The organism is Bradyrhizobium sp. AS23.2, from assembly GCF_001908185.1.
Lineage (GTDB): Bacteria > Pseudomonadota > Alphaproteobacteria > Rhizobiales > Xanthobacteraceae > Bradyrhizobium.
Window position 1 is genome coordinate 1 of record NZ_LGHM01000138.1, and the last position, 25,335, is coordinate 25,335.

Sequence of the window (25,335 nt, forward strand, 5' to 3'; positions counted from 1 at the left end):
GGCAAGGCGAATCAGCAGGCTCGCTCCGTGCTGGGTGAGGGCAAGTTGCACCCGCCGTCCGTCTTCGGGATGGGGGGTCTTCTCGAGTAGGCCGTCGGAAACCAGTTTGTTGATCTCGTTGGTGACGAAGGCGCCGCTTAGATACAGCTGTTCGGCAACCTGATTGACTCCCATAGGTTCTTCCACAGTCGAATTCTTGATTGCGATCAGGATCAGATACTGGGTAGGCGACAGGTCGACAAAGCTCGCGAATATTTCACGGCAGGCGTCTAGGCTGCGTCCGAACGCAAAATAGTCGTAGAGGAGGCCCCGAAGCGTGCGGTCTCCTTCTTTATCGAGCAGCTCGGGTTTCGACGCCGTCAAGAGCGCATCGGTCACGGTCATTCTCTCCGCGAAATCACAGTCTTGCGAGCTTGCTTAAAAAGCACGCATGCGCCCGTCCAGCAAGAGTGTTGACATTTCAAAATAGCTTTGCCAAGAAGCTATCTGGGAATTATAAATCAGGGTCGAAGCAGCGAGGCAGGCGTCCCATGGAGGACCGGGCATTCAGGCGGGTGTTGGGAGAATTCGCGACCGGCGTTGCGGTGGTGACTGCGCGCGGCAAGGGCGATGAACTCATCGGCATGACCATGAGCTCGTTCAATTCCGTTTCACTCGATCCGCCGCTGGTATTGTTCAGCGTCGACCGCAAGGCCAAAAGCCTGCCCGCGATGCTCGAAGCCAAGGGCTTCGCCGTCAACATCCTCGCCCGCGATCAGGAGCAGATCTCCAATCAGTTCGCGCGCGCTCTTTCCAACAAGTGGGATCAGGTCAAGACGTCAGTCGGCCACGCCGAAGCGCCGCTGATATCGGGTGCCCTTGCCCATTTCGAATGCGCGCCGTTCGGAAGCTATGACGGCGGCGATCACGTGATCTTCGTGGTTCGTGTCGTCCGTCATACCGCGCGTAACGAGCCGGCGGCCCCGTTGATCTTCTTTCGGGGCCGCTATCGCGACCTCGTCGACGAAAGCGAGCGCGAGCCGACCTGGCCGCTTCCCACTCATTACTAGCTTCGAACCGGAGAACCGCGATGCGCAGTGCAAAGGAATATCTGTCTGGACTGAAGGATGGGCGGACCATCTACATCAACGGGGCTGCGGTCGGCGACGTGACCGTCCATCATGCCTTTCGGAATCTCGCCAATTCGATGGCGGGGCTGTTCGACTTTGCGAACGCTCCGGAGAACGTCGATTTGATGACATTCAAGACGGATACCGGACGCGCCAACCGAATTTGGCAGCTTCCGGCGTCCTACGCCGATCTCGTCGAGCGACGGAAAGCGCTGGAAGCCTGGGCTGCGTTGCATGCCGGCTTTATGGGCCGCGCCCCGGACCACGTCGCGTCGTGCATTTCGGGCCTGTACATGGGGCTGGACGTGTTTAAGGCCTATGATCCGGCCCGCGCCGGCGCACTCGAGAGCTACTACCGCTACGCTCGCGACAAGGACCTCTACCTCACCTACGTCATCATCAATCCGCAGGCCGACCGCTCGAAAGGGGCTGCCGAGCAGGCCGATCCATTCCTCACGGCCGGCGTCGTCGATCGCGACGCCGAAGGCATCACCATCCGCGGCGCCAAGATGCTCGCCACCGGAGGCGTCGTGGCCGACGAGGTGTTCGTCACGACCATCCAGCCAATGCGTCCGGGCGAAGAGCGCTACGCGATGTCGTTCGCGATTCCGATGAATACGAAGGGCCTCAAGATGCTGTCGCGCAAGTCCTACGAGGACGCAGCCGACGCAGTGTTCGACAATCCCTTGTCCAGCCGTTTCGACGAGAACGACTCGGTTCTCTATTTCGATGACGTGAAGGTGCCCTGGGATCGCGTCTTCATCGAGGGCAACGTAGAAATGTGCCAGAAGCAGTTTCACGCCACACCTTGCCACGTCTATCAGAACTACCAGGCGATGGTGCGCCTGAGCGTAAAGCTCAAGTTCCTGACCGGCCTTGCGCATCGGACCGCCGAAATGAACGGCGTCACCCAGTTTCCGCAAGTGCGCGAGATGCTCGGCCAGCTTGCGGCCGAGACCGGCATGGTGGATGCGCTGGTGGCGGCAATGGAAGCGAAGGGTACGCAGGTCGGTCCCTATTTCATCCCGGATCGGCACACGCTCTATTCTGCACAGGTGCTGACGCAGCAGCTCTACGCGCACGTCATCACGACGCTGCGCGAGCTCGCCGGTGGCGGCATGATCATGCTGCCTTCGTCGGTCGCCGACTTTGACAACCCCGAGATCGCGGCCTTGATCGGCAAGACCCAGCAGTCGCCGAAGGCCAATTCGCATGACCGCGTGAAGTTCTACAAGCTCGCCTGGGATGCTGTTGGATCTGAGTTCGGGTCACGTCACCAGCAATACGAGATGTTCTACGCCGGTGCGACGTTCGTCACCAAGGGCCACTCCTATCGCACATACGACTGGGCCGGCGCCGACCGGCTCGTCCAGAACATACTCGATTCGTACGACCTCAACGGCCTCTCGACCACCAGCAAAGCCGCCTGATCCGGGGAGACAACTCATGCCTGTCAACAAGAAGCACGACGAATTCTACACGCTCGACATGACCACCGGCTGGGAAACGCCCGCAGGCTATCCGGCCGGTATCCAGCAGAAGATCATTGCGGGGGGGGCTGGACGAGCAGAATCGGCGCGGGACGCGAACTCGCCTGCTGCGTTTTGCCCCGGGCGTCTATACGACCGCGCCGTTTTCGCATGAGTACTGGGAAGAGGTCTATCTCGTCTCGGGCGACCTCGTCGTCGGAAACGATGAGAAAGGTGAGGGCGGCAAGAGCTTCCCGCCGAATACCTACGCTTGCCGGCCGCCGCACGCGCCGCATGGGCCGTTCAAGTCCGTCAACGGCTGTCTGCTGTTGGAGATGCATTACTTCGATCCGGTCTGATGCCGGATCGCCACCGCCAAGAAAGACATCATCGACCGGCCAAGGGAAGGAAAACATGGCGTTCAAAGCTATTTCGATCGTAGTCGCGCGTTGTCTGTCGTCGCTCGAGCTGCTCTTCAGGCTGGATCGCGGATTACCGCAGTCCAATCTCCGCTTGGTGGTCGATGGTCTCGCGGGAGCTCTCGCGATAGGCGTCGTTGCGACAACGTCGGTGGCCGCACAGGAAAAGCCGAACGCGGTAGGACTGGGCATCTTCACCTTCACGTCCGGTCCCGCCGCGGCGTACGGCATGCCGGGCAAGAACGCCGCCGATCTCATGATCGACGAGATCAACGCGACGGGCGGAATCGAAGGCGTTCCGGTCAGCGCGACCTACGTCGACGAGGCGCAGGGCGCACAGGGTGTGATTGCGGAATATCGCCGGTTGGCAGGCGACGCAAAGAACCAGGTGATGATCGCTGCCTTGTCGAGCGCGACCTGTTTGGCGCTGGCGCCGCTCGCGGAGCAATTGGAGGTTCCGACCGTAGGCTGGAACTGCGACACTCATCAACTGCTGATGGACGGCAAAAGCAAATACGTGTTCCGTCCCAACGGCAACACCGTGCCCGAATTCATCGCCTACGCGATCTACCTGCTCGATCGCAAGCCGGACGTGAAGACGGTGGCGATTATCAATCCGGACTATGCGTTCGGTCATGACGCGGCCAAGATCTTCACCGCGGCCCTGAAGGCACTGAAGCCGGACATCCAAATCGTCGCCGAACTCTATCCGAAGCTCGGCTCGCCGAACTACCAGACCGAGATTTCCCGCCTCACCACGGCGCGTCCGGACGTCGTCTTCTCCAATCTCTGGGGCGCCGACCTCGAAAATTTCGTTCGCCAAGCTACTCCGCGGGGCCTCTTTGCGTCCAGTCAGGTGATCCTTGCGCTCGGCGAGACCGTGCTGCAGCGTGTGCCGCTGCCTGACGGCGTGATCGTCGGGGTTCTGGGCGATGGCTGGTGGATGTCGCCGGACGCGAAGGCCAATCCCGAGACGGTGAAGTTCGCCGAGGCATACAAGAGGCGCTTCGGCGAGTACCCGGTGTTCCCGGCCATCAAGATGGCCAATGCGCTCATCTACGTGAAGGCCGCCTACAAGGCCGCAATGCAGAAGAATGGCGGAAAGAGGCCGACGCGTGCCGAGCTAGCGGACGCCATGAAGGGTAGCAAGGTCGCGACCTTGACCGGCACCGCGCAGACGCGCGCCGACAACGACGGCCTCGTCGATCAGATCGTTGGAGTCACCGTGAAGACACCGGCGCAGCAGTTTCCCGTAATCGGCGACATGGCCCGCTACAAGGGCGATAGCCTGATGCCGCAGGTCGGTCAGGATCCGCTGGCCTGGATTTCGACGCTCAAGCCCGAGTTCGCGAAGAGCCTGCCGAAGCCGGGGAGCTACAAATAGGCCGACGATAGCGTTCACTTCACCTCATTCACGCGGAGCGTAGGCCGATGTCGAATGCAATCATCCCCCTGCTGCTGGACAGTCTGGCCAGCGCCGCGTTGATCTTCTTCGCGGCGGTTGGCTTGACGCTGGTCTTCAGCGTGCTGCGCGTTCTCAACGTCGCCCATGGCAGCCTCTACTCGATCGGCGGTTATGTCGCAGCCTCGATCTGCCTGTTCATCACGAGCCGGCAGCTCAACCCTTACCTGTCGTTCGTGGCGTTGTTGTTCAGCGCCGTCTTCGTTGCGGCCATATTCGGTCCGCTGATCGAGCGCAGCCTGGTGCGTTGGACCTACGGCAAGTCGGAAGCTGTCCAGATCCTAATCACGTTCGGGCTGTTTCTCATCCTGGAGGACCTCCAGCGTGTGACCTTCGGCGTTCAGTCCTTCTACGAGGACGCGCCGATGCGCCTGCTTGGCACGTTGAACGTCGGCGGTGTCGTCTATCTCAATTACCAGATTTTCCTGATCGGGATGGCGCTCTTCGTCGTCATCGGCCTGCGGCTCTTGATCAACCATACCCGGCTTGGGCGGCTGATCACGGCCGTCGTGACTGACCGTGAAATGGCGCAGTCGATCGGCATCGATACCAACCGGATATTCATCCTGGCGTTCTCGCTCGGGGTGTTCCTCGCGGCACTCGGAGGAGCTCTGGCGACGCCGACGTCGGGCATCGCCCCGGGGCTCGGGGCCGACACCATGGTGCTCGCCTTTGCGGTCGCGGCGATCGGAGGGCTCGGACAGATCGAGGGAGCCGCGGTGGCCTCGCTGATAGTTGGTGTGGCGCGCGTGCTCGCGATCTATCTCGTGCCCTCGCTGGATGCAGTTGCGCCATATGCGGCAATGCTTGTCGTGCTTCTGATCCGCCCCTACGGCCTGTTCGGGTCAGTGACAGCGCGGAGGATATGATGCGAACGATCGTTGCCGCTTCGGCGGTACTCATTCTTGCCGTGCTGCCTGTCGCCGCCCCCTGGCTGCAATTCGTGTTGACGGTTGCGATCGCCAAGGGGTTTGCGGCGCTCGGCGTCGCCGTGCTGCTCCGCGCCGGGCTGATTTCGATCGGTCACGCGATGTTCTTTGCCGCCAGTGCCTATGGAGTAGCGTTCTTGGCGCGAGCCGGCATCAATGACCTTGGTCTGCTCCTGATCCTCTCGGTGCTGGTCGCCGCGCTGGTCGGCGCGATCGCCGGAATGTTCCTCGTCCGGTATCGCGCGATCTTCTTCGCAATGTTGAACCTCGCGGTCTCCATGGTGTTTTACGCGCTGTGCGCCAAACTCTACGGCGTCACTGGCGGAACGGACGGCCTGCCTGTGCCGATTCCGGCGGTGTTCGGCATCGCGGTTGGCGAACCGGTGTTCAAGAGCGTCCTGTTCTACCTCAGCCTGGCTCTGATGTTGCTCGTCGGTCTTGCCGTGCAGCGCTACCTGAACAGCCCGCTGGGCCATGCGCTCTCGGCCGTTCACTCCAACGAGATCCGGCTCGAGTATTTGGGCATTCCGGTCTGGACGGTTCTGCTGATCGCTTATGTCATCTCGGCGGCGCTCGCGGGTCTTGGCGGTGCAATCGCCGGTTTTGCGATCGGCCGCGTGGTCCCCGACTTCGCGTTCTGGACTGCGTCCGGTCACCTCGTGCTGATTGCTGTACTCGGCGGCATCGGCGGCGTGCCCGGCGCGTTCCTCGGCGCCTTGTTCCTGGAATTGCTACACAGCGCAGCCGTGACTGTGACGGATGCCTGGAATCTGATCGTGGGCATGACGCTGATCATCGTGATCATGTTCTTACCGCAGGGATTCTACGGACTGTTCTCACGCAAGGAGGCGTCGAGCCTATGACGCATTCCATCCTGGAAGCCAAGAACCTCCACGTCGCCTTCAACGGGGTCAAGGCCGCCGACGGCGTGAGCATCGCGATCCACCAGGGCGAGTTCCTCGCGATCATCGGCCCAAACGGGTCGGGCAAGACAACCCTGCTCAACATCTGCACCGGCTACATTCGCCCGAGATCGGGTAGCGTGCTGCTCGACGGTCACGACATCACGCGCCTGTCGCCGCGCGCCATCGCGCGTCGAGGCGTCGCGCGCGCGTTCCAGATCCCGCAGCTGTTTTCCGCGCAGCGCGTGATCGACAACATGATGCTGGCTCTCGCTGCAACGGACGGCCTGTGGACCGCGATCCGGCCCCTCGATACTGGGGCGCGGCGCGAGGAGGCCGAGGCGCTGCTCGACCTGGTCGGGCTCGCCGACGACGCCGATCGGATCTGCAGCACGCTGCCGGAGGGGCATCGCAAGCTGCTGGATATCGCAGTCGCGTTGGCCCTCAAGCCGCGACTTCTACTGCTGGACGAGCCGACCAGCGGCGTGAGTGCGCTCGAACGTTTCCCGCTGATGGAGGCGCTGATGAGCGCGCTGCGCCAGCGCCACATCACGGCGCTGTTCGTCGAGCACGACATGGACGTGGTTGCCCGTTATGCGAGCCGGGTCTTGGTGTGGAATGCCGGAAACATCATGGCTGAGGGGCGGCCCGATGAGGTGTTTGGCGACGCGCAAGTTCGCGAACGTGTCGTAGGGGTTGCCTGATGCTCAGTCTCGACAAGGTCAGCGTCTCGATCGAGGGCGTCCGTGTGCTGCGCGAGGTCAGCTGCACCATCATTGCGCGCAAGACGACGGTGCTGATCGGCCGAAACGGCGCCGGCAAGACCACGACGCTTCGCGCGATCATGGGGCTCATCGCGCATGACAAGGGTTCGATCCGGCTCGATGCCGACGATCTCGGCAGCAGGCCCGCCTACACCCGCGCCCGGGCAGGAATAGGATATGCGCCGGAAGATCGCCGTTTGATTCCGGAATTGAACGTCGAGGAAAATATCCGTCTTCCGGCGCTGGCGTTGAAGCTCGACCGAGCGGAGATCGCGCGAAGGCTCGACGAGATCTATGGACTATTGCCCGAGTTGCATGCGATGCGGTCGAGACCCGCGGGCGGCGTTTCCGGCGGCCAGGGAAAGATGGTCGCGCTAGGCCGTGCGCTGACGGTGGCGAGAAAAGCCCTGCTGCTCGACGAACCCTTCCAGGGCCTGGCGCCGGCCTTGGCGCTCGATTATGCGCGCACTCTCGGCGAGCTACGCAAGCACCGTCCGGAACTCGCCCTGCTAATCACCGAATCTTCGCCGGCGCTGCTCGATCGCATCGCCGACCGCACGTTGCAGATTGAGCGTGGCGAGATTCTCGTTCCATCGACCAAGGATGACAAAGCCCATGTTCAAGAAATTTGACCGTATCGCGAAGGACCGGGCCGATCATGTCGGCGTCGAGATCGAATCACTCGTGATCGCGGGCTGGGCGGGCAGGGACGCCGCAGCGATCGAGCACCATGTCGAGGAACTCGCCGCGCTCGGAATTCCACGCCCGTCTACGACGCCGCTCTACTACCGTGTTGCCGCACAGACGCTGACTCAGGCAGATCGCTTGACCGTGCTTGGGCCGGACAGTTCCGGCGAGGTCGAACCCGTCGTGGTCTCTATGGCCGACGGACTCTGGATCGGAATCGGATCCGACCATACCGATCGCAAGGCAGAAGCCTCAGGTATCGCTCTGTCGAAGCAGCTCTGCGGCAAGCCGGTCGGCTCGCGGATATGGTCCTACGCGGATGTCGAAGGGCACTGGGATGAATTGGTCCTTCGCTCGTGGGCGACGATCGACGGCAAGCGGGTTCTCTATCAGGAGAGCTCGGTTTCGTCGCTAAGAACGCCGCGAGATCTCATTCGTCGGTACTCGAACGTCGATATCCTGCCTGCCGGGACATTGATGTTCTGTGGGACGCCGAGTGCCATCGGCGGAATTCGCCCGGGGACGCGCTTCGAAATGGAGCTCAGCGATCCGGTTCTCAAGCGCTCGCTGATCCACGGCTACGATATCGACGTCCTTCCGGTCGTCTCCTGACCATCACTCCCGGCGAGCGGCTTCGACGAATGATCTCAACGCCCGACCAGTCTCATCCCGCCGCCGTGGCACGGCTGGAGGCCGCACTGACGCGTGCGCGCGCATCGGGCGCCGAGAATACCTTCACCGCTTTATTCGCGGAAAGCGCCCGCTGCGAAGCCGAAGCTGCCGATCGGCGAGCCGTTGCCGGAACCACACGCGGCCCGCTCGATGGACGAATTGTCTCGGTCAAGGCTCTCTTCGACGTTGCGGGTACCGTGACGAGCGCGGGTTCCGCGGTGTTGCGCTCCTTGCCACCCGCCGTTGACGATGCGCTGGTTGTGAAGCGCTTGCGCGCGGCGGGAGCCGTGATCATCGGCAAGACACAAATGACCGAATTTGCCTTTTCCGCGCTCGGCACGAACCCGAATGACGGTGTACCAGGCAACCCCCGGGACCGCCGGCGCGCTCCGGGAGGGTCCTCATCGGGAGCTGTCGTCTCGGTCGTCGCCGGCATGGCGGAAATCGCCATTGGGAGCGACACGGGAGGGTCGATCCGAATTCCAGCGGCACTGTCGGGTGCAACCGGCTTCAAGCCGACGAGCGGGTTCGTGCCGACCGCTGGCGCGTTCTCGCTGTCGTCGAGCCTCGATACCATCGGTCCGATTGCCTCGACCGTTGCGGACTGCTTCGTGGCCGATCAGGTGGTTTCGGGGGAAGGCGTGGCGTCGCGACCGCACATTGCCTCTCCCTATACCTTTCGTCTCATTGTCGCCCGCGGTCGCCTGTTTCAAGGCTGCGAGCCAGAAGTGCTCAGTGCGTTTGAGAACGCCGTAGAGCGGCTTCGATCATGTGGCTTGCGGATCGAGGATGGATCGATCGAAGCTGCTCTTGATAATGTTGCTGAGATCGACCAGATCGGCACTTTTCCGTCAATCGAGGTCGGCGCAACGCTGCGTGGTCTCGGGCTATCGAGCCTGGATGGGGTCGATCCAAAAACCCGAGTTCGCATCGAAGCGGGCGGCGGCATCCTCGGTATCAACTATGTGCGCATGGTGCGGCTCCGGCAAGCTGCAATCCGATCCTTCGAACAGTCCTTCGGCAACAGTGAGGTTTTCATCCTGCCGACGACGCCAATCCGCGCGCCGCTTCTATCGTCGGTTGAGGAGGACAGTGCGTTCCATCAGGCCAATGGGCTTGTGCTTCGCAATCCGCGGGTCGCCAACATGCTCGATTGTCCGCCGATCTCATTGCCGATACCGCTCGACGGTCTTCCCGTCGGTCTGATGCCGATCGGCCGCAGGAACGCCGACCGTCGCTTGCTGGAGATCGCGACCAGTGTGGAAACGATGCTGCGAGGCTATTCGCACGCCGTTTAGTCTTGCGCGAAAGCGCCGTCGTATCTGCGATCGAGTGAAGAGGCAGTGGCAAGGTCGCATTTGAAGCTGTAGTTTGCCGATTGTCGACATACGGAGATGGCACCGAAGCAGTGCGCTTCTGGTGCGGTGGCCCAATTGCGGGTTTTGCGATTTGGCGGACCCACGCTGCTAAGAGCCGCGATATTGTGCAGCCGATGGTGCTATCGTTGCGATGTTGCGGTGTCGCCAACGATTGGAGAGTAGCAGTGATGACTGCATCGACCTCGTTTATCGGAGATCATCTGTTCGGAGCGAAGCACCTGGTTCTTGCAAGCGGTGACCTTGACGAGGTCGTCGACGGATGCAGCAGGGTGCTCCGGCCGCATGACCTAACCATGCGAGGGCGTCGCGCGAAGCTCGCCGCCCGCTTGCATCATCTGCCAATAGGGCCGATTTCGCTCAACCGGCTGCGCTATGGGGGGCGATGTCACGGTCGTGCCCGACTTGCTGCAGGAGGGGAATTTCCTCGTGACGCTACCCCTCGAGGGTCGTGCGCAATTCCGCTACGGCTCGGCGACCGCAGATGTTACATCGGGCCATGGCACGATCGTTGGGCCATACCAGGAATTTCGGCTCGAGATCGAAGGTGCCTTTGACCAGATATTGCTGCGACTGGACCGTCGGCGCGTGGAGGTAGTTTGCGCGAATCTGCTGGGCTCGGAGAAGGCTATGCCGGTTCATTTCGATCTCGCACTGCGGGAGATCCCAGCGTTCTGGCACAAGCTTCTCGAGGCAGCGGCCAGCCTGTCCATGTTCGGCGAGGCGTTGGCGTACCCGAAGATGTTTGCGCAGCTTGAGGAGTTGATCGTCGAGTCGCTGCTCGTGTCGCAGCCAAACAACTTCAGCGCTGCGATTGCCGTGGCTGCTGGCCCGGCACCGTCTGCGCAAGTGCGCAAGGCGATGGATTATATGCGGGAGCACATTGCGGATCCGATCAGCCTCGGCCAGGTGGCACGGCACTGCGGGCTGAGCCTGCGCAGTCTCCAGGCCGGATTTCAGCGTGATCTGGGCATTTGGCCGAGCCGTTGGCTCCGGGCGCAACGTCTCGACCGGGTCCACGCCATTCTCTTGTCGGCCGCGCCCGGCAGTATCTCGGTCACCGACGTCGCGCTGCAATGCGGCTTCTTCCACCTCGGGGATTTCTCTGTGCGGTTCAAGGAGCGGTTCGGCGAGAAGGCCTCCGCTGTGCTCGCAAAGCGGCGCTCGTAACACGAACTTAGAAAATTTCGCAATCCTGATAATCGCCTGCGCGCGCGCGATAGCGTCGCTTGCCCCTCTGTCTGATCTTCTGGCCAACAAACCTGCCGCCGCCGTTCGGCAATCAGAGCAGGGATCGGAGGGGGAAATGGATTCCAGACGAATAGTTGTCACCGGATTGACGATAGGGCTGGCAATGGCCTGCAAACCCGCATCCGCGTTCGAAGCGGGTTATGTCGGCTCTGCGCAGAAGCCGGGCTTGGTGCTGGGAAATGCTGCGGTCACGCCGCCGCCCGGTCTCTACATGTTTGACCAGGCTGTGGCCTACTCGGGATCTCTTATCGGTCCAGGCGCGCCCAATGTTGGCGGCGAGAGCACGTCCGTTCACATTCCTGCCGTGGCTGCAGGACTGCTCTGGGTACCCGGCTGGACGCTGCTGGGCGCGACCTACGATGCGGTCATCGTCCAGCCGGTCATGATGGTCGATGTCGGTTCGCCGGTGAACGTCAGTCCGGTAGGCATGCACAACACGTTTCTGGCGCCGGCCGAACTGAGCTGGAAGCTGGGTGACAGCGGTTTCTATGTCAAGGCGGGCTTCGGCATGTGGATGCCGACGGGCACCACCGCGGGCGCGAACGGGCTGGGAAATGTCGGCGCGCCTTGGTGGACCTTCCAGCCGAACTTCGTGGTCTCATACTTCAGGGACGGCTGGAATCTCACAGCCAATGTGTTCGAGGAGATTAATACGGCGAGCACCGTAACTGGTTACACGAGTGGTAATGTTCTTCATGCCGAATTCACAACGACCAAAACGATTGGCAACTGGACGTTTGGTCCGGTCGGTTACTACGTGGGACAGGTGAGCGGCGACAAGTCCAGCGCGTTCTACGCGGGCGCAGTCAATGTCAATCGTTACGACATTTGGGGCGTCGGCGCGCTGGTCGGGTACAATTTCGGTCCCGCCTCGTTGAACGTCTGGGCAACGCAGGAAGTATCGGCCCGCGCCTGCCGGAGGCACGGCGGTGTCTGGATTCGACAGCGCAGCCGTCTCGCGAGGCTTCACCGTCTTCGCCAACCTCAGCTATCGGCTGTGGGCGCCGGATGCGCCTGGCGCCACGCCCGCGCGAATCACGTTTTGGAAATAGCCGCGCCCAATCCAGCGCAACGCAGGAGAACTGAGGCACGGTTGGGCTAGCTCAGTGTCGACGCTGCATGACGCCGCGCGAGGCACCGCTGCGCGTGGCTGCAATGCAAATCTCGCAACAAGAAATTGGAGAATATCGATGTCCTATGCAGTTGAAAATTGGGGTGGCGGAGGGGATCGGATCGTGCTGGTCCACGGCAGCCTCGCGGTCGGCGCCGCCGCGTTTGGCGAGCAGAAGGTGCTCGCCGAGTCCTTTGCCCTTTCCGTCATGACCCGCCGGGGATATGGCGAGACCGGGCGGATCAATGCGGTGGATGTCCTCAGCGACGCGGAGGATGTGGTCGAAGTTCTCGGGGAGGGGGCTCATCTGGTCGGAACATCGATGGGAGCAATCGTCGCGATGAACGCGGCGGGCCGACGTCCAGACCTGGTGCGTTCGCTCACGGTGATCGAGCCACCGGCATTCGCACTGGCGAGCGATCTGCCCGCGGTGCGCCGGGTATCGAAGGCGTTGAGAGCTCATTGGGCCATCGCTGATGCAACGGAGCTTCATGCATTCGTGGTCGGATTCATTGCGGCGCTTGAGATGAATATGCCGCTGCCCGATCCCCTTCCCGCGCCAGTTGCAGCAGCAGCCGTCAATCTAGTCACCGAACGACCCTGGCGCGTCGATGTGCCAGTTGGCGCTGTGGCCGACGCTCGTTTTCCGAAGCTCGTTGTCACCGGGGGCTGGAGCGAGGCCTTCGACGGTATCAGCCTGCGGCTCGCACACCTGCTTGACGTCCAATGCCACTGCCTTCAGGGGGCCGGACACGCGGTCCAGAAGGTCGGCGCACCATTCAATGCACTTCTGCGGCGGCAGATCACGTCCATCTGATCCCATTCTCTTTCAAAATCAAGGAGACTATCGATGACCATTACGACCGACGATAAGATCGAAATTCAGGAACTCACCGCACGGACCTATATCGGGCTGGACAACGAGGACGCCGGCGGCTTCGCGGCCGGCTTTGCCGATGACGGTGTCTTCGTAGCTCCCTACGGAGAATTCGTCGGACCCGCCGCCGTGAAGGAATTCATCACGCATCACATCGCTGCAGGCAAGGAAGACGGCGTGCGCCATTTCCTGAGCAATCATGTCGTTGATGCGCACGAGCACGGTGCGCGCTATCGCTTCTATATCACCAAGATGAACATCGCGACCGGGCCGGTGGCGATCGCAACTGCGGGCGGTGATTGCATTGTCAGCCGGACAGCGGAAGGCTGGCGCTTCAAGCGCTTCCAGTTGACGATCGATCCGGCGATGTTCGGTGACGCCAAACCGGTCGTAGCGCCCGTCGCCAAGAGCAAGTGACGGGGATCCGCGGATTGTCGATCGCGCGTCTCCGTTCAAGCTGGATGGGCGGACCTGTGGGCGGCTGGTTGACACAACGAAGGTACGCTTTGCCGGTGACGACGGATTGTGCTGTTGACGTTGTTGCCGGATCGCGAGGTCAGGACAATTCGAGTTTGGCTTGCTGAGCATCGCTGGATCAAGATCATGTCGCGCGACAGGTAAAGGAAATTACACAATCGGAGTGAGCGCGACTGATAAGGTTTGGTCGCAAAGCTTATCAGTTGCCAAATTCCATAACATCCGATTGGCGAATTAGCCGCTTGCGCAGTCGGGCTCCATAGCCGTGGTCGAGGGAGCCACGGGCAACCGAAAGGTCCTCTAAGCTTGATAAGCACCAAAGGATCCGGTGAGCCGAGGTAAGCCATTGAAGTCGCAGCAAATACTATGAAGCCGTGAATGGCGTCTACCAGCGATATTTCTCAAGCCCAGCACCGGCACGAACGTTTTGCACGATTGGTTCTTGGCCTTGGCCATTTGATATCGAAATGGAATGCATCGCCCATACCTGATAGCCTGTTCAGGCTCAACGATAGTCCAAAGGGAAGCGGTGTTGGCTGATGCGCTCTGCGCTGAAGATCTGGATGATTCGATCAACCACAGCTAGCCTGCGCTTCCGCGAAGTCGTCAACGAGGGTGTGGACAGCGGCACTAGCCGCCGCGACCTCGGAAGCCGCTTCGTCGCGCGCCTTTCCCGCTTCACCAAGTCGGCTGGTATGGCCAAGCTCGGCTTCGGACCGCCCTGCGCGGCCGACTTGTAGCTGTTAGCGCGGTGCGCGAGCATGATGATTCAAGCTGGGGAAGATAACGAACGTGAAAAATAAGAATGGCTGTTGGCCAGACACGACCGAAATCATGACTTTCGAGGACGGTGACCCGGATGAAAATCCTTGGGTCTTCGGCCAGCCGAAGACGGAAGGTATCTTGATAGAACCCTATTGTACTGAATGGGTAGGGTTGTTCGAAGCCCAGAAAGGCTCCATTGAGAAGGCTCTGGCTGGAGTTGCGCTGGCCATCGAGCATGTTGGGTCTACAGCCGTACCTGGATTGGCCGCCAAACCCGTAATCGACATCGACGTGATCGTCGATGATCCCGATCACGAGAGTAGCTACGTTCCGGCTTTGACGCAGCTTGGATATACATTAACCGTGCGGGAGTGTTCATGGTATCAGCATCGCATGCTGCGTCTTGAGTATCCCCGTGTAAACGTCCATGTATTCGGCCCCAATTGTCCGGAGCATATTCGTCATAAGCTCTTCCGGGACTGGCTTCGCGAGCACTCAGACGATCGCAAGCGATACGCCGATGCCAAGCTGCTGGCCAAGAAGGCCGTGTCTACCGCACACGATTACAATAAGAGCAAGCAACAAGTAGTGCGAGAAATATACAGGAAGATTTTCGAGTCGTGCGGCTGGGGTGCCGTCCGAGTCAAGCGAGCCTAATAACGTCAATTCGGTATCTAGCGAACCTAGTTATCTGCGCTCGCCGGGCTTCGTGAACGTCCGCTCCGACCTGAGAGCCGACGTGGAACGCAAGTCGCGCTTTGATCTACAAGAGACATCCAAGAGGCTGAGCGGCGAGGCCTTGGCGACTCGAAGGTATGGATTCCGATGGAGAACTTCATCACGATCTCGGGCTGTTCCGGCGGTGGTAAATCGACGCTGCTGTCAGAGCTTCGACGACGCGGTTTTGCCACCATCGACGAACCAGGACGACGGATCGTTGCCGAGGAACTGATGTTCGGCGGGAGAGCGTTGCCCTGGGTGGATGCGGTCGCCTTTGCCCGGCGCGCGATCGAGGTGTCGCTCGCGGACCGGGCGACCGCTGACGCTCGCGCGCGCTGGGTCTTTTTTGACAGAGGCTTGATCGATGCTGCCGCTGCACTCGAGCATTTGACCGGAGAGCCGGTCGTCCAGAGTCTCGGTCAAGTCTATCGCTACAACAAACGCGTGTTCCTCGCGCCTCCGTGGCCAGAGATCTACGCACTAGACCAGGAACGACGGCACGGTCTCGCCGAGGCCGTCGTGGAATACGATCGTCTGATCCGCGCTTATTCGTCTCTGGGCTACGACATCCATGTGTTACCCAAAGTGCGGGTGGCCGAACGAGCCGACTGGGTTGTCTCCTCGCTGGCCGGTTGATTGCCTTGTCTGCTCCAAGCGGTCATCGCAGATGGATGCGAACGAGTTGGAAGGATTTCAGCAGCGGATTCGACGCACTTCCGACCGGGTCGCTATGCGTCGCGCTGAACGCCGGCGAGGTGGCCGCCATCTAGGAAGAGCGTCTGCGCATTTACGTAGGATGATTCATTCGACATCAGATACAGCGCGGCATAAGCGACCTCCCAACCGGTGCCCTGGCGGCCGAAAGGTACAGTCAGTGCTCGGTCGGCGCGCTTGCGGCTGGCGTCGCGGCCCATCGGCGTATCGATGAAGCCGGGTGCGATCACATTGCAGCGAATGCCTTTGGGCTCGCCTGCGCGGGCGATGGCGCGGCCGAGCGCAAGCTGCGCCGCCTTCGAGGATTCATAGGCCGGATTGCGGCCTCCGGCACGCTGGCTCGCCAATGACGACATCAGGATAATGGCGCTGCCCGCCGCGAGGATGTTCAGCGCCTTCTGGGCGAACAGCATGTGGCTGCGCACATTCACCGCGAACACCTCGTCCCACAATTCCGGCGTCTGGTTCTCGAGCAGGAATGCCCTCGAGATGCCCGCATTGAGCACGAGCCCGTCGAGTCCACCAAGCTGCTTCGCGCAGCGCTCCAGCGCCGGGCCGATCGCGTAGGCGTCGGCGACGTCGGCGACGTCGGGAAAGGCGGTTCCGCCTTCGGCCTTGATCTGCGCGCAGGTGTCCTCGGCTGCTTCCTTCACCGCGTCCAAGCAGGCGATAGCCGCGCCCTCGCGCGCGAACAGGAGGCTGATGGCCCGTCCGTTGCCGATCGGCGGATTCTCATCGATTACCTTGCGTTGTCCACCGCCGACCACAAGAATCCTGCGGCCCTTGAGCCGACCATGGGCGGGCGCCTTGCCGAGCGTTTCCGGGTGGATCGAGGCGGATGAATCGAGGCGCTGCGGCGCATACGTGGCGATCGACATGGGTGTTTCTCCTGATGGTCTCGAGTATCAATTCGACGCGTACTTGACTTGTCCATCCGACGTCGCCTGCGCCTCGATATCGACATCGAAATTCTCGAGGAAGCGACTCACCATCATGTAGAAGCCGACGGTTAGCGTCAGTTCGGCCATTCGACGGTGATCGAGTTGAGCCAGCAATTCGTCGAACAAGGCGGTCGAAGCCTTGACGTTCGCCACCACGTCGTCGGTATAGAGGATCACCAGTCTCTCTAGTGGCGAGAACACCTCGCTGTCGGACGCATCATTCTCGAGCGCGGCGATCTTGGTGTCCGAAATGCCGGCATTGCGCGCCACGCGCTTATGCTGATGCGTTTCATATGCAGCCTTGCTGAGAAAACCAACGCGCAGAATGGCGATTTCGCGTAGCACCGGATCGATGGCGCTGTCGCGCAGAATTGCTCCGCCCATCTTGAGGAAGCCTGGGGCGATGGTCGTGGCGTGCGGTAGCATCCGGTAGAGGTTGAGCGGGCGGCGTATTTTCAGAAGCTCCTGAAGTTCTGGCGTCGCCTGGTCCATGTCGAAATAGGGAATGCGGCTCAACGTGTTTCCTCCTGACTGATGCTTGCCGTCCCGTTCGGGGGGCGTTTGATAGAAGACCGGATGGCATCAAACATTTCGCGGCGACAAATAGCAATGTCGCCAGCCTGTCGTTCGGTGCGATCGCCGTCTTTTCACGTATGAGAAAATGATGAGAGCGAAACGTCGCCAACAGATGGGCCATACCTGCAAAGCAGATTACCTTCTGCACGAACCTCGATCGGCCGAGCCTCGTCCGTGGGCCTCATGAACGCCAGACGACAGTTTCACGGATGTGCAAATGCATTCATTCGCATCGGGCCTCTGGTTTTTTGCCGGCCGCTGTCTCATGATCGCGCAGTAGCGGTGGCGCAGTGCTCGCTGCTTGATGCTGTGTCCTCTCGGACCGGCGATGCCGATCGCGATACCGCAATCGCGCCGATCAAGGACGGGAATCTGGACGTGGCCGAACGACGAAACCTTCCGCTCGATGGCGTAACGGTTATCGATCTGGGGCAGGTGTATCAAGGACCCTATGCCACGCTCCTGATGGCAAAAGCAGGGGCTGATGTCATCAAGGTCGAGCCACTGGGTGGCGAACCGATCCGACAGCGCGTTCACGTCAGCAAGGGGGCCGCCGTTCCCTTCGCGATGCTGAACGCTAACAAGCGCGCGATCACGCTCAACCTGAAGAGCGATCGTGGACGTGAAATTCTGATACGGCTGGCCTCGGGCGCTGACGTTCTGCTGGAGAACTATGCGCCGGGGGTGATGGACAAGCTCGGAATCGGCTGGCCGGTTCTTAACAAGGTCAATCCGAGCTTGATCTACGCTTCTGGATCCGGCTACGGCCTGTCCGGTCCGGATCGTGACAACCTTGCCATGGATATCACGGTTCAGGCCGCGTCCGGCATGATGAGCGTAACGGGATTTCCGGATGGCCCGCCGGTGAAGGCAGGGCCGGCGGTGGTGGATTTCCTGAGCGGAGTTCATCTGTATGCCGGCATCATGACGGCGCTTTACGAGCGGACATTCACCGGCAAGGGTAGACTAGTTGAAGTTGCGATGCAGGAAGTGGTTTATCCCGCGCTCGCCTCGAATCTCGCCTTCTTCTATGACCAAGGGATCGCGCCGCCGCGCACCGGCAACCGCCACGGCGGTCTGGCCGCCGCTCCCTATAACGTCTATCCGACCTCGGATGGCTACATTGCCATCATCGGCATCAGCGAGGGCCACTGGAGCAATTTGCTGGAAGCCATCGGGCGCAAGGACCTGGCAGATGACGAGCGGTTTTCCAGCAAGCCGGCACGAGTCAAGAACATTGAGGAAACGGACGCTCTCATCTCCGAATGGACACAGCGCCACACCAAGGCGGAAGCGTTCGAGACGTTCCGCGCGTGCAAGGTCCCGTCGGCGCCGGTCCGGGATCTGATTGAAGTCACAAATGACAAGCATATGCACGAACGCGGGATGCTCGAATGGATCGACCATCCGCAGTTCGGCAAGATCGTTGTTCCAAACAGTCCGCTGCGCCTGCACGGTGCGGATCAAGTCGAGCCAATGCCGTCGCCGCAGCTAGGCGAGCACAATCGCGAGATTCTTGGCCGGGTACTTCGTCTCGATCGGGCGGAGATCGAACGCCTTGAAGCGGACGGCGTAATTGGAAAGTCGGAAATCTGAACTGCCCGAAGCGATCGGCAGCTATTTGCGCCAGCCGCCGCGCCATCAGTGAAGGCGCCTCAAAGCGGATCAGTGCAACTACCGAAGATTGCCGTTGGGATTGATCGTTACCCTGCGATAACGGGAACTGGGTCACTCAACGGATGACGGTGGCCACTGATCGAACGTCCCTATGAGCGATCCACCCGTCCACCGGTTCGGCCGGCTGAAGGTCATCTCCTTGATACTCGGTTTCCCGCACAGCTGGCATGCGGATTGCCAGCGACATTCGTTCTCCAATTGTTGACTTTTGCTGAAATTGACTCCGATCTCCGTGGGAGAGTTTCATACTCGTGAAAAAGGAGTGACAGATTGTCAGCGCAGGGTAGCGTCATCAAGACGGCGCGCCGTATCTTCGAGGTGCTGGAGTATTTCGACGAAGTTCAGCAGCCGACGAGCCTGAAGGAGATGTCAGTCCACTTCGGCTATCCGGTTTCCAGCGCCTCGGTATTGCTGAAAAGCATGGTCGTGATGGGATATCTCGATTACGACAGCTACTCGCGCACCTATATGCCGACTATGCGCGTCGCGATGCTGGGCAACTGGGTACAAGGCGCGTTGTTTGGCGAGAGCCGCATTCTTGCTTTGATGAAGCATATGAGTGATGAGACCGGGGAAACCATAAGTCTCGGCACCCAGAGCGATCTGCTCGCGCAGTACATCCACGTTGTGCCGTCGCAGTACGCCATCCGCTACCACCTTAAGTCCGGAGCAGTTCGGCCGTTGGCGCGTTCTGGTATCGGCTGCCTGCTGCTCAGCGCGCGAACGGACGAAACGATCGATCGATTGTTGCGACGTATCAATATTGAGGAGGAACCGGACGCGCGCATTGCCTTGCCGGACCTGATGCAACGCATTCGCGAAATCCGTGAGCAGGGGTATGTGTTTTCCCGTAATACGCTCGTGGATGGCATTGGTCTCATCGGGATGCTGCTCCCGATTCGGCGACATGGCCGCATCCTCGCCATCGGGGTCGGCGGCCCCCTCGATCGCCTGGACAAGAAGAAAGACAAGATCTTGAAGGAGCTGCGCGAGGGGATCGCCAGATTCGTCGAGCGCGGCGAATAGTCTCAGTTCGTTTTTCACAGATATGGAAGTGCAAACACCTATCTGAAAAATCTGGCTGAACGGTTCTCCGCCACGCATAATGACCTCGTCGAAAGCGGCCCAAGAGTCGCAACCACAACTGGGCGGGAAACAGACATGCAGGAATTCATCGAGGATGTCAGGGCGGGAAGATGCCGATGACTACCTTCCGTGCGGGCGGCCGAAGGCCAATTCCGGCGTGTATTTTCATCCATTGCCAAGACGAAGCCGGACTGCGCGGCGTCCTGGTCTTCTCGAGACGCGGGTTCTGCCGCGTCTAAGTCGGGCCGTCGCATGAGCGGGTGCTTTGTTCTCCGCCGCGCTTTCGCAGTCTGAAGAATATCAGCTTACACGTCAAATGGGTGTTGCAATGTCGCGTCTCTGTCTTTCCACGATTCTGGCTGTTGTTGCCGGCCTTTCGGCTGGTATCGGCGCCGCCCATGCGGCGGAGGCCGTCCGCATTGGCATCGCGGCTCCGTTTTCCGGCGCGGCGGCGACTTACGGTCAGGACTTCAAGCGTGGCGCCGAGCTGGCGCTCCAGGAAATCAACGCAAAAGGTGGCATTCTCAACGGTCGCAAGGTCGAGCTCGTCTATGAAGATGACAAGGGGTCGCCGCAAGGCGGCGTAGCTGCGGTGCAGAAACTGATGGCCGTTGACCGAGTCAATGCGATCACGGGCGGTACCAACAGCTCGGTCGTGCTGGCGGAGTCGTCGGTCACGCGCAACCGCATTCTGCAAGTGAATGTTGGCGCCCAGGCGGACGCGATCACCGATCAGGGCAGTCCGTGGCTGTTCCAGATAAACAACACCGTCTCCATGAACTCTCAGGCGTTCAACAGCTACATCGTTGGCGCGCTCAAGCCAAAGACCGTCGCGTACATGGGCGAGAACACCGAGTTCAACAAGACAGTGCTCGAGTTGCTGAAAAGCTCGTTGAAAGATGCTGGCATCGCGCTCGTCAATGTGTCGATATACGACGCCGACACGTCGGACTTCACGTCGATTATCACCAAAATCAAGTCGTTGAATCCCGATCTTCTCTATGTGTCGGATGGCTATCCGGCTCGGGCCGCTCAGGCCTGGAAGCAGATCCGCCAGCTTGGCGGCTTCCCGATGGAAGTCATGTCTCCGGGCACCGTCGTTCCAGGTGCGCTCGCTTCTGCTGGGGGCGCGATGGATGGTGTCATCACCGGCGATATCTTCATGATGTCCGCGCCGGGCGAAGCCGCGAAGGCCTTCGTCGACGCCTACTCCGGCAAATACAATGTCAGTCCGGGCAAGGGCAATCTCATCGTCTATGAAGCGGTGCATTTGATTGCGGCTGCGATGGACAAGGCCGGTACGGATTCCGACTACGCGAAGATTTCCGGGACTATACGTGACAACGCCTGGCCATCGCCGCGCGGCGAACTGAGGTTCGACGCCAAGGGGCGCGCGCGGGCACCGTATTTCTATATCCAGCGGGTCAAGGACGGGAAGCTGACGCAGCTTGAAGTCATGAAGAGCCACTGACAGTGCTGGATTGAAGACGAAATGACTCTCTTTCTGCAGACGTTGGCGAACGGGTTGGTGCTGGGCGCCAGTTACGCGGTCATCGCGGTGGGATTGACGCTGGTTTTCGGGATTCTCCATATCGCCAACTTCGCACACGGGGCTTTCTTCGCCATCGGGGCGTACGGCGTGCTCCTTCTGAACATGTTGGGCATGCCGTATCTGGCGACGCTGCCGCTGGCGATCGTGATCGTAGCTATTGTGGGGTTCGCGACGGAATATCTGATTATCCGTCGGGCGATCTATGGTGATAGCCATCACGGTTCAATCATCGTCACCTTCGCGACCGGACAGGCGCTCGTGGCGACGCTGATCCTGCTGTTCGGACCCGATCCGCATCCCGTGGGGTCGCCGTTCGCGCAGAGCACCTGGTCCGGTTTCGGCATTCTCGTCGCAGGACAGCGGATATTCATTCTTATCGCCTCCGTGCTTGTGCTCGCGGGTTTCGGCGCGTGGCTGCGCTTCACCGTCAAGGGCCAACAGGTTCTGGCCGTAGCGCAGAATCCGAAGGGCGCGCTGTATTCCGGAATCAACGTACCGATGATCCGCAGTGTGTCGTTCGTCGTCGGCGTTGCGGCGGCGGGCTTCGCTGGTGCGCTGCTTGCCCCCATTGTCACCGTATATCCGACCATGGGCCACACCTCGCTGATCACCGGTTTCACGGTGGCGATCCTCGGCGGCATGGGCAGCATCTCGGGCGCCCTGCTCGGCGCGCTTTTAATGGGGGGTCTCCAACGCGCTGTTCGAAACCTACATCTCGGTATCGTGGACGCCTGCGCTTGGCTGGATTCTCGTGATCGCAGTTCTGCTGTTGTGGCCGCAGGGCCTGATGGGCCGACCGCAGCTGCACAGGCACTGACATCATATCGAATGCGTCAGTCGTTGGAGACCATGAGTTTGTCGATATCACAGAAGACGGCACCGCTTCGAAACCGAGGATTCCGGTTATCGTACTTGCTATGTACTGCGTTGGCGGTTGCCGCTGCCGTCGCATTCGGAGTTCTTGTCGAGAACACGTTCGTCGTCACGCTTGCCGGCTATACCTGCGCCTTCGCATTGTTCGGCCTCAGCATCAACATCATGCTGGGCGGCCTCGGCGAGGTGCCGCTCGGACAGTGTGTGTTCTTCGGCATCGGCGCCTACGGCGCCGGCATCGGCATGGTGAAGCTTGGGTTGCCGTTCGAGGCCGCGGTCACGATCGCGATGCTGGTTTCCATCGTGGCTGCCGCCATGATCGGATGGCTTACGCTCCGCCTGACCGGTGCGTATTTTTCGATCGTGTCATGGGGATTGTCCGGTGTCGCGGTGGTCGCAGCATTGAACCTCGCCGATCTAACTGGTGGGCCGTTGGGCATGTTCGGCTTTCCACCGATCGCGATCGGGCCGTTCCAGCTGGTGGATCCGAGAACCTATTTCTTCGTCACGGCGACGATATTGCTGATTGTCGTGCTCCTACTGGCAGCGGTGAGGTCGTCAAAATTCGGCGGCGCAATCGAAAGTATCCGGCAGAACCGGCATCTGGCCCAATCGGTCGGCGTTAACGTGTTCCGCGAACGGTTGAAGGCCTTCGTGCTCAGCGCGCCGATCGCGGCGCTCGGTGGCGCGCTATGCGTGCCTTACACCCAGATCGTGACGCCGGAAGTACTCTCCGTCGCCAATACGGTGGATGCGTTGTTGATGGTGTTGATTGGCGGCACAGGTCTGCTGGTCGGCCCCATCATCGGCGCGATGATCTTTAGCGTCATCCCCTACTATCTGAGCCTCGACCCAAACGTCCGAATCCTCGTCTTCTCCACCGCGATCATCGTCATCATGGTATTTGCGCCCGGAGGACTTCATCAAATCGTCAAAGGGCTGTTGGAGCGTGCGAAGGGAAGCAGCAATGCCGCGGGCTGAAGCATTTCCGCATATAGCAGTTCGTGCCACCGACATTCGCAAACGATATGGCGGGGTTGTTGCGCTCAATGGCGTCAGTCTGACTGTGGCCGAGGGCGAGGTCTTCGGCATCATCGGTCCCAACGGAGCTGGGAAATCGACGTTGTTCGACATCCTCTGTGGTATTACCAGGCCGACGAGCGGACGGGTGGAGGTACTGGGGCAGGATGTTGGACAGATGAGTCCGCATCTCGCCGCGCGCCATGGCGTGGGGCGCACCTTTCAGCGCACGGCCGTGTTCGGCGAAGGGACGGTCCGCGAAAATCTGCTCTATGGTCGACACATCGGCTTCCGCCATTCGGTTATCGGGCGGATCTTCCAAAGCGAAACCTATCGCACCGAGCGGCGCGCATTCGACGAGAAGGCGGAGGATGTTCTGACGCTGTGCGGCCTGCAGGACGAGCGCGATCGTACGGCGAACGTGCTGGCCTACGGTGTGCAACGCCGCCTGGCGATCGCCGTGGCGCTGATGTCCGACCCGAAGATCCTGTTTCTCGACGAGCCGGCCGCGGGCATGAACGGACGCGAGACGGCCGATTTCATCTCCTTGGTAGAAGCGATCGCGCCAGGCCGTACCGTCGTGATCGTCGAGCACGACATGACCGTCATCAAAGCTCTGTGCGGACGTGCCCTGGTGGTGGTCGACGGTCGTCCCGTTACCATCGATGCACCGGGCCAAGTGTTTAGGCATCCCGAGGTGATCTCGGCATATCTTGGGGCGGATGATGAGTGAGCTGCTGAAGGTCGAGGGAGTTTCGGCCGCCTATGGAAAGGTCACGGCACTGCGGGAAGTTTCGATTGCGGTCCGCGCGGGCGAGATTGTCGCCATTCTCGGCGCCAATGGCGCCGGCAAGACGACGCTTCTGAATTGCATTTCAGGGGTGCTTTCGATCACTGGCGGCGAAGTTCTTCTCGAGGGCAAGCGTATTGACGGCTCTAAGCCATGGCAGACCAGCCGGCTGGGCATCAGCCACGTGCCGGAAGGCCGCGAGATTTTCCCGGATATGACGGTGGAGGCAAATCTCGGGATCGTCGATGCCGCGGGCGGGGGCCCGAAGTTCGAGATGACCGATATCCTTGCGATGTTCCCGCGACTTCAGGAGCGTATCTCGCAACTTGCCGGTGGTTTGAGCGGCGGCGAGCAGCAAATGCTGGCGATCGGGCGCGGCTTGATGGCGCGACCGCGTCTGGTGCTATTCGATGAGCCATCGCTCGGTCTGTCTCCGGTCCTGACCAAGTTCGTGCTCGGTTCAATCGCTGAACTGAAAAAGAAGGGTATCGCGACGCTGCTCGTCGAGCAGAACATGCGCGCGGCGCTCAAGATCGCGGATCGAGCCTATGTGCTCCGTGTCGGCCGCATCGTGCGCGCAGGAGCGGCGAGCGAGATCGCCAATGCGCCGGACATCCAGGAAGCGTATCTCGGCGTCTAGAAGCAGGGTGACGACAATGGACAGTGGTGAAGACGAGAGGTTCGATTTGCCCAAGGGCAGCAGTGACTGTCACGTCCACATCTACGGACCTTACGATCGCTTTCCTCCGCAAAACGTCGGCCGTTTCTCGCCGGCGCGCCCCTTTCCAGTCGAGTCGCTGTTAGCGTTGTGGAACTCGATCGGCGTCGAGCGTGGCGTCATTGTTCATGCGCTCGGGGCGGGTGGGGAGAACGAGGTGACGCTCGACGCCCTGCGCCGTTATCCCGAGCGACTGCGGGCCGTCGCAGTCTTGAGGCACGATGTCGCCGATCGCCGTCTCGATGAACTGACCGATGCCGGCTTTAGGGGCTGTCGCATCAATTTACTGCGTCAGGACGGCAAGCCGGTTTTCCACGGCGGCATGAATTTCAACGACCTCGTCGCGCTCGCGCCGAGGCTAGCGGAGCGGGGCTGGCACGCCCAGCTCTGGATCGAAG

27 protein-coding genes and 1 pseudogene are annotated in these 25,335 nt (G+C 60.7%); 25 read left to right on the top strand and 3 right to left on the bottom strand.

The genetic code is table 11. The annotated features are described in order from the left end of the window. The coding region (locus AC630_RS27750; RefSeq protein ID WP_143198367.1) for a MarR family winged helix-turn-helix transcriptional regulator at positions 1 to 384 on the bottom strand (384 nt) is incomplete at its 3' end. A gap of 146 nt (positions 385 to 530) precedes the next feature. Here AC630_RS27750 and AC630_RS27755 point away from each other — a divergent pair. The 18 genes and pseudogenes from AC630_RS27755 (at position 531) to AC630_RS27840 (ending at position 15,626) form a co-directional block, all read left to right on the top strand. Then, positions 531 to 1,049: a flavin reductase family protein gene (locus AC630_RS27755; protein ID WP_074121645.1), complete on the top strand. Its 519-nt coding sequence runs from the start codon at positions 531 to 533 to the stop codon at positions 1,047 to 1,049. Positions 1,050 to 1,069: 20 nt separating this feature from the next. Then, on the top strand, positions 1,070 to 2,539 hold the full coding sequence (locus AC630_RS27760; RefSeq protein ID WP_074121646.1) for a 4-hydroxyphenylacetate 3-hydroxylase family protein: 1,470 nt from the start codon (positions 1,070 to 1,072) through the stop codon (positions 2,537 to 2,539). Positions 2,540 to 2,555: 16 nt separating this feature from the next. Beyond that, positions 2,556 to 2,753 (top strand): hypothetical protein, encoded by a 198-nt coding sequence (locus tag AC630_RS47250; protein ID WP_245330537.1) that lies wholly within the window; start codon positions 2,556 to 2,558, stop codon positions 2,751 to 2,753. Positions 2,754 to 2,992: 239 nt separating this feature from the next. Beyond that, positions 2,993 to 4,381 carry an ABC transporter substrate-binding protein gene (locus tag AC630_RS27770; RefSeq protein WP_245330538.1) on the top strand — a complete coding sequence of 463 codons (1,389 nt, stop codon included), beginning with the start codon at positions 2,993 to 2,995 and terminating at the stop codon, positions 4,379 to 4,381. Positions 4,382 to 4,428: 47 nt separating this feature from the next. After that, positions 4,429 to 5,328 carry a branched-chain amino acid ABC transporter permease gene (locus AC630_RS27775; RefSeq protein ID WP_074121647.1) on the top strand — a complete coding sequence of 300 codons (900 nt, stop codon included), beginning with the start codon at positions 4,429 to 4,431 and terminating at the stop codon, positions 5,326 to 5,328. Then, positions 5,328 to 6,251: a branched-chain amino acid ABC transporter permease gene (locus tag AC630_RS27780; protein ID WP_074121666.1), complete on the top strand. Its 924-nt coding sequence runs from the start codon at positions 5,328 to 5,330 to the stop codon at positions 6,249 to 6,251. The genes AC630_RS27775 and AC630_RS27780 overlap by 1 nt, the downstream gene beginning before the upstream one ends. Beyond that, on the top strand, positions 6,248 to 6,994 hold the full coding sequence (locus tag AC630_RS27785; protein ID WP_074121648.1) for an ABC transporter ATP-binding protein: 747 nt from the start codon (positions 6,248 to 6,250) through the stop codon (positions 6,992 to 6,994). The genes AC630_RS27780 and AC630_RS27785 overlap by 4 nt, the downstream gene beginning before the upstream one ends. Further along, a complete protein-coding gene (locus AC630_RS27790) occupies positions 6,994 to 7,686 on the top strand; it encodes an ABC transporter ATP-binding protein (protein ID WP_074121649.1) in 693 nt (230 codons plus the stop codon). Before AC630_RS27785 ends, AC630_RS27790 begins: the two co-directional genes overlap by 1 nt. Next, positions 7,670 to 8,353: a DUF2848 domain-containing protein gene (locus AC630_RS27795; protein ID WP_074121650.1), complete on the top strand. Its 684-nt coding sequence runs from the start codon at positions 7,670 to 7,672 to the stop codon at positions 8,351 to 8,353. The genes AC630_RS27790 and AC630_RS27795 overlap by 17 nt, the downstream gene beginning before the upstream one ends. A 29-nt stretch (positions 8,354 to 8,382) precedes the next feature. Then, positions 8,383 to 9,711 (top strand): amidase family protein, encoded by a 1,329-nt coding sequence (locus tag AC630_RS27800; RefSeq protein ID WP_074121651.1) that lies wholly within the window; start codon positions 8,383 to 8,385, stop codon positions 9,709 to 9,711. 248 nt (positions 9,712 to 9,959) lie between these two features. After that, positions 9,960 to 10,145: pseudogene (locus tag AC630_RS48425) on the top strand (hypothetical protein); the annotation flags it as partial. Between the two features lie 19 nt (positions 10,146 to 10,164). After that, complete coding sequence (locus AC630_RS47865) at positions 10,165 to 10,959, top strand: helix-turn-helix transcriptional regulator (RefSeq protein ID WP_074121653.1); 795 nt, start codon at positions 10,165 to 10,167, stop codon at positions 10,957 to 10,959. Positions 10,960 to 11,095: 136 nt separating this feature from the next. Next, positions 11,096 to 12,142 carry a SphA family protein gene (locus AC630_RS27815; protein WP_083636424.1) on the top strand — a complete coding sequence of 349 codons (1,047 nt, stop codon included), beginning with the start codon at positions 11,096 to 11,098 and terminating at the stop codon, positions 12,140 to 12,142. A gap of 133 nt (positions 12,143 to 12,275) precedes the next feature. Next, on the top strand, positions 12,276 to 12,968 hold the full coding sequence (locus AC630_RS27820) for an alpha/beta fold hydrolase (protein WP_167561295.1): 693 nt from the start codon (positions 12,276 to 12,278) through the stop codon (positions 12,966 to 12,968). A gap of 33 nt (positions 12,969 to 13,001) precedes the next feature. After that, entirely contained in the window at positions 13,002 to 13,445 is a 444-nt protein-coding gene (locus AC630_RS27825; RefSeq protein WP_074121656.1) for a nuclear transport factor 2 family protein, read from the top strand. Between the two features lie 623 nt (positions 13,446 to 14,068). Next, the gene (locus tag AC630_RS45665) at positions 14,069 to 14,245 is read left to right on the top strand and encodes a hypothetical protein (protein WP_167561296.1); all 177 of its coding nucleotides are present in this window, start codon (positions 14,069 to 14,071) and stop codon (positions 14,243 to 14,245) included. A gap of 52 nt (positions 14,246 to 14,297) precedes the next feature. Continuing rightward, complete coding sequence (locus AC630_RS27835) at positions 14,298 to 14,927, top strand: GrpB family protein (RefSeq protein WP_208867057.1); 630 nt, start codon at positions 14,298 to 14,300, stop codon at positions 14,925 to 14,927. Between the two features lie 168 nt (positions 14,928 to 15,095). Then, complete coding sequence (locus AC630_RS27840) at positions 15,096 to 15,626, top strand: AAA family ATPase (protein ID WP_074121659.1); 531 nt, start codon at positions 15,096 to 15,098, stop codon at positions 15,624 to 15,626. A gap of 92 nt (positions 15,627 to 15,718) precedes the next feature. Here AC630_RS27840 and AC630_RS27845 read toward each other — a convergent pair whose 3' ends face one another. Beyond that, positions 15,719 to 16,582 (bottom strand): SDR family NAD(P)-dependent oxidoreductase, encoded by an 864-nt coding sequence (locus AC630_RS27845; RefSeq protein ID WP_074121660.1) that lies wholly within the window; start codon positions 16,580 to 16,582, stop codon positions 15,719 to 15,721. Between the two features lie 27 nt (positions 16,583 to 16,609). Then, positions 16,610 to 17,161, bottom strand: a complete 552-nt coding sequence (locus AC630_RS27850; protein WP_074121661.1) for a carboxymuconolactone decarboxylase family protein — start codon at positions 17,159 to 17,161, stop codon at positions 16,610 to 16,612. A gap of 243 nt (positions 17,162 to 17,404) precedes the next feature. Here AC630_RS27850 and AC630_RS27855 point away from each other — a divergent pair, with 243 nt between their 5' ends. From AC630_RS27855 to AC630_RS27890, 7 genes are all read left to right on the top strand, one after another. Continuing rightward, positions 17,405 to 18,817, top strand: coding sequence for a CaiB/BaiF CoA transferase family protein (locus AC630_RS27855; protein WP_083636425.1), 1,413 nt, complete (start codon positions 17,405 to 17,407; stop codon positions 18,815 to 18,817). A 351-nt stretch (positions 18,818 to 19,168) separates the two neighbouring features. After that, positions 19,169 to 19,924 (top strand): IclR family transcriptional regulator, encoded by a 756-nt coding sequence (locus AC630_RS27860; protein WP_074121662.1) that lies wholly within the window; start codon positions 19,169 to 19,171, stop codon positions 19,922 to 19,924. Between the two features lie 325 nt (positions 19,925 to 20,249). Continuing rightward, complete coding sequence (locus AC630_RS27865) at positions 20,250 to 21,455, top strand: ABC transporter substrate-binding protein (RefSeq protein WP_245330539.1); 1,206 nt, start codon at positions 20,250 to 20,252, stop codon at positions 21,453 to 21,455. Between the two features lie 21 nt (positions 21,456 to 21,476). Continuing rightward, a complete protein-coding gene (locus tag AC630_RS46350; protein WP_208867058.1) occupies positions 21,477 to 23,390 on the top strand; it encodes an ABC transporter permease in 1,914 nt (637 codons plus the stop codon). Continuing rightward, entirely contained in the window at positions 23,377 to 24,162 is a 786-nt protein-coding gene (locus tag AC630_RS27880; protein ID WP_074121664.1) for an ABC transporter ATP-binding protein, read from the top strand. The genes AC630_RS46350 and AC630_RS27880 overlap by 14 nt, the downstream gene beginning before the upstream one ends. Position 24,163: 1 nt before the next feature. After that, entirely contained in the window at positions 24,164 to 24,859 is a 696-nt protein-coding gene (locus AC630_RS27885) for an ABC transporter ATP-binding protein (protein ID WP_074121669.1), read from the top strand. Then, positions 24,822 to 25,335 (top strand): amidohydrolase family protein (locus tag AC630_RS27890; protein WP_245330540.1); only part of this gene is annotated, 514 nt, incomplete at its 3' end. The genes AC630_RS27885 and AC630_RS27890, both read left to right, overlap by 38 nt.

Excerpts from the sequence above, each read along its gene's own strand:
- AC630_RS27755 (WP_074121645.1), top strand. The coding sequence starts at position 531 with ATGGAGGACCGGGCATTCAGGCGGGTGTTGGGAGAATTCGCGACCGGC.
- AC630_RS27760 (WP_074121646.1), top strand. The coding sequence starts at position 1,070 with ATGCGCAGTGCAAAGGAATATCTGTCTGGACTGAAGGATGGGCGGACC.
- AC630_RS47250 (WP_245330537.1), top strand. The coding sequence starts at position 2,556 with ATGCCTGTCAACAAGAAGCACGACGAATTCTACACGCTCGACATGACC.
- AC630_RS27770 (WP_245330538.1), top strand. The coding sequence starts at position 2,993 with ATGGCGTTCAAAGCTATTTCGATCGTAGTCGCGCGTTGTCTGTCGTCG.
- AC630_RS27775 (WP_074121647.1), top strand. The coding sequence starts at position 4,429 with ATGTCGAATGCAATCATCCCCCTGCTGCTGGACAGTCTGGCCAGCGCC.
- AC630_RS27780 (WP_074121666.1), top strand. The coding sequence starts at position 5,328 with ATGCGAACGATCGTTGCCGCTTCGGCGGTACTCATTCTTGCCGTGCTG.
- AC630_RS27785 (WP_074121648.1), top strand. The coding sequence starts at position 6,248 with ATGACGCATTCCATCCTGGAAGCCAAGAACCTCCACGTCGCCTTCAAC.
- AC630_RS27790 (WP_074121649.1), top strand. The coding sequence starts at position 6,994 with ATGCTCAGTCTCGACAAGGTCAGCGTCTCGATCGAGGGCGTCCGTGTG.
- AC630_RS27795 (WP_074121650.1), top strand. The coding sequence starts at position 7,670 with ATGTTCAAGAAATTTGACCGTATCGCGAAGGACCGGGCCGATCATGTC.
- AC630_RS27800 (WP_074121651.1), top strand. The coding sequence starts at position 8,383 with ATGATCTCAACGCCCGACCAGTCTCATCCCGCCGCCGTGGCACGGCTG.
- AC630_RS47865 (WP_074121653.1), top strand. The coding sequence starts at position 10,165 with ATGGGGGGCGATGTCACGGTCGTGCCCGACTTGCTGCAGGAGGGGAAT.
- AC630_RS27815 (WP_083636424.1), top strand. The coding sequence starts at position 11,096 with ATGGATTCCAGACGAATAGTTGTCACCGGATTGACGATAGGGCTGGCA.
- AC630_RS27825 (WP_074121656.1), top strand. The coding sequence starts at position 13,002 with ATGACCATTACGACCGACGATAAGATCGAAATTCAGGAACTCACCGCA.
- AC630_RS45665 (WP_167561296.1), top strand. The coding sequence starts at position 14,069 with ATGATTCGATCAACCACAGCTAGCCTGCGCTTCCGCGAAGTCGTCAAC.
- AC630_RS27840 (WP_074121659.1), top strand. The coding sequence starts at position 15,096 with ATGGAGAACTTCATCACGATCTCGGGCTGTTCCGGCGGTGGTAAATCG.
- AC630_RS27845 (WP_074121660.1), bottom strand. The coding sequence starts at position 16,582 with ATGTCGATCGCCACGTATGCGCCGCAGCGCCTCGATTCATCCGCCTCG.
- AC630_RS27855 (WP_083636425.1), top strand. The coding sequence starts at position 17,405 with ATGAACGCCAGACGACAGTTTCACGGATGTGCAAATGCATTCATTCGC.
- AC630_RS46350 (WP_208867058.1), top strand. The coding sequence starts at position 21,477 with ATGACTCTCTTTCTGCAGACGTTGGCGAACGGGTTGGTGCTGGGCGCC.
- AC630_RS27880 (WP_074121664.1), top strand. The coding sequence starts at position 23,377 with ATGCCGCGGGCTGAAGCATTTCCGCATATAGCAGTTCGTGCCACCGAC.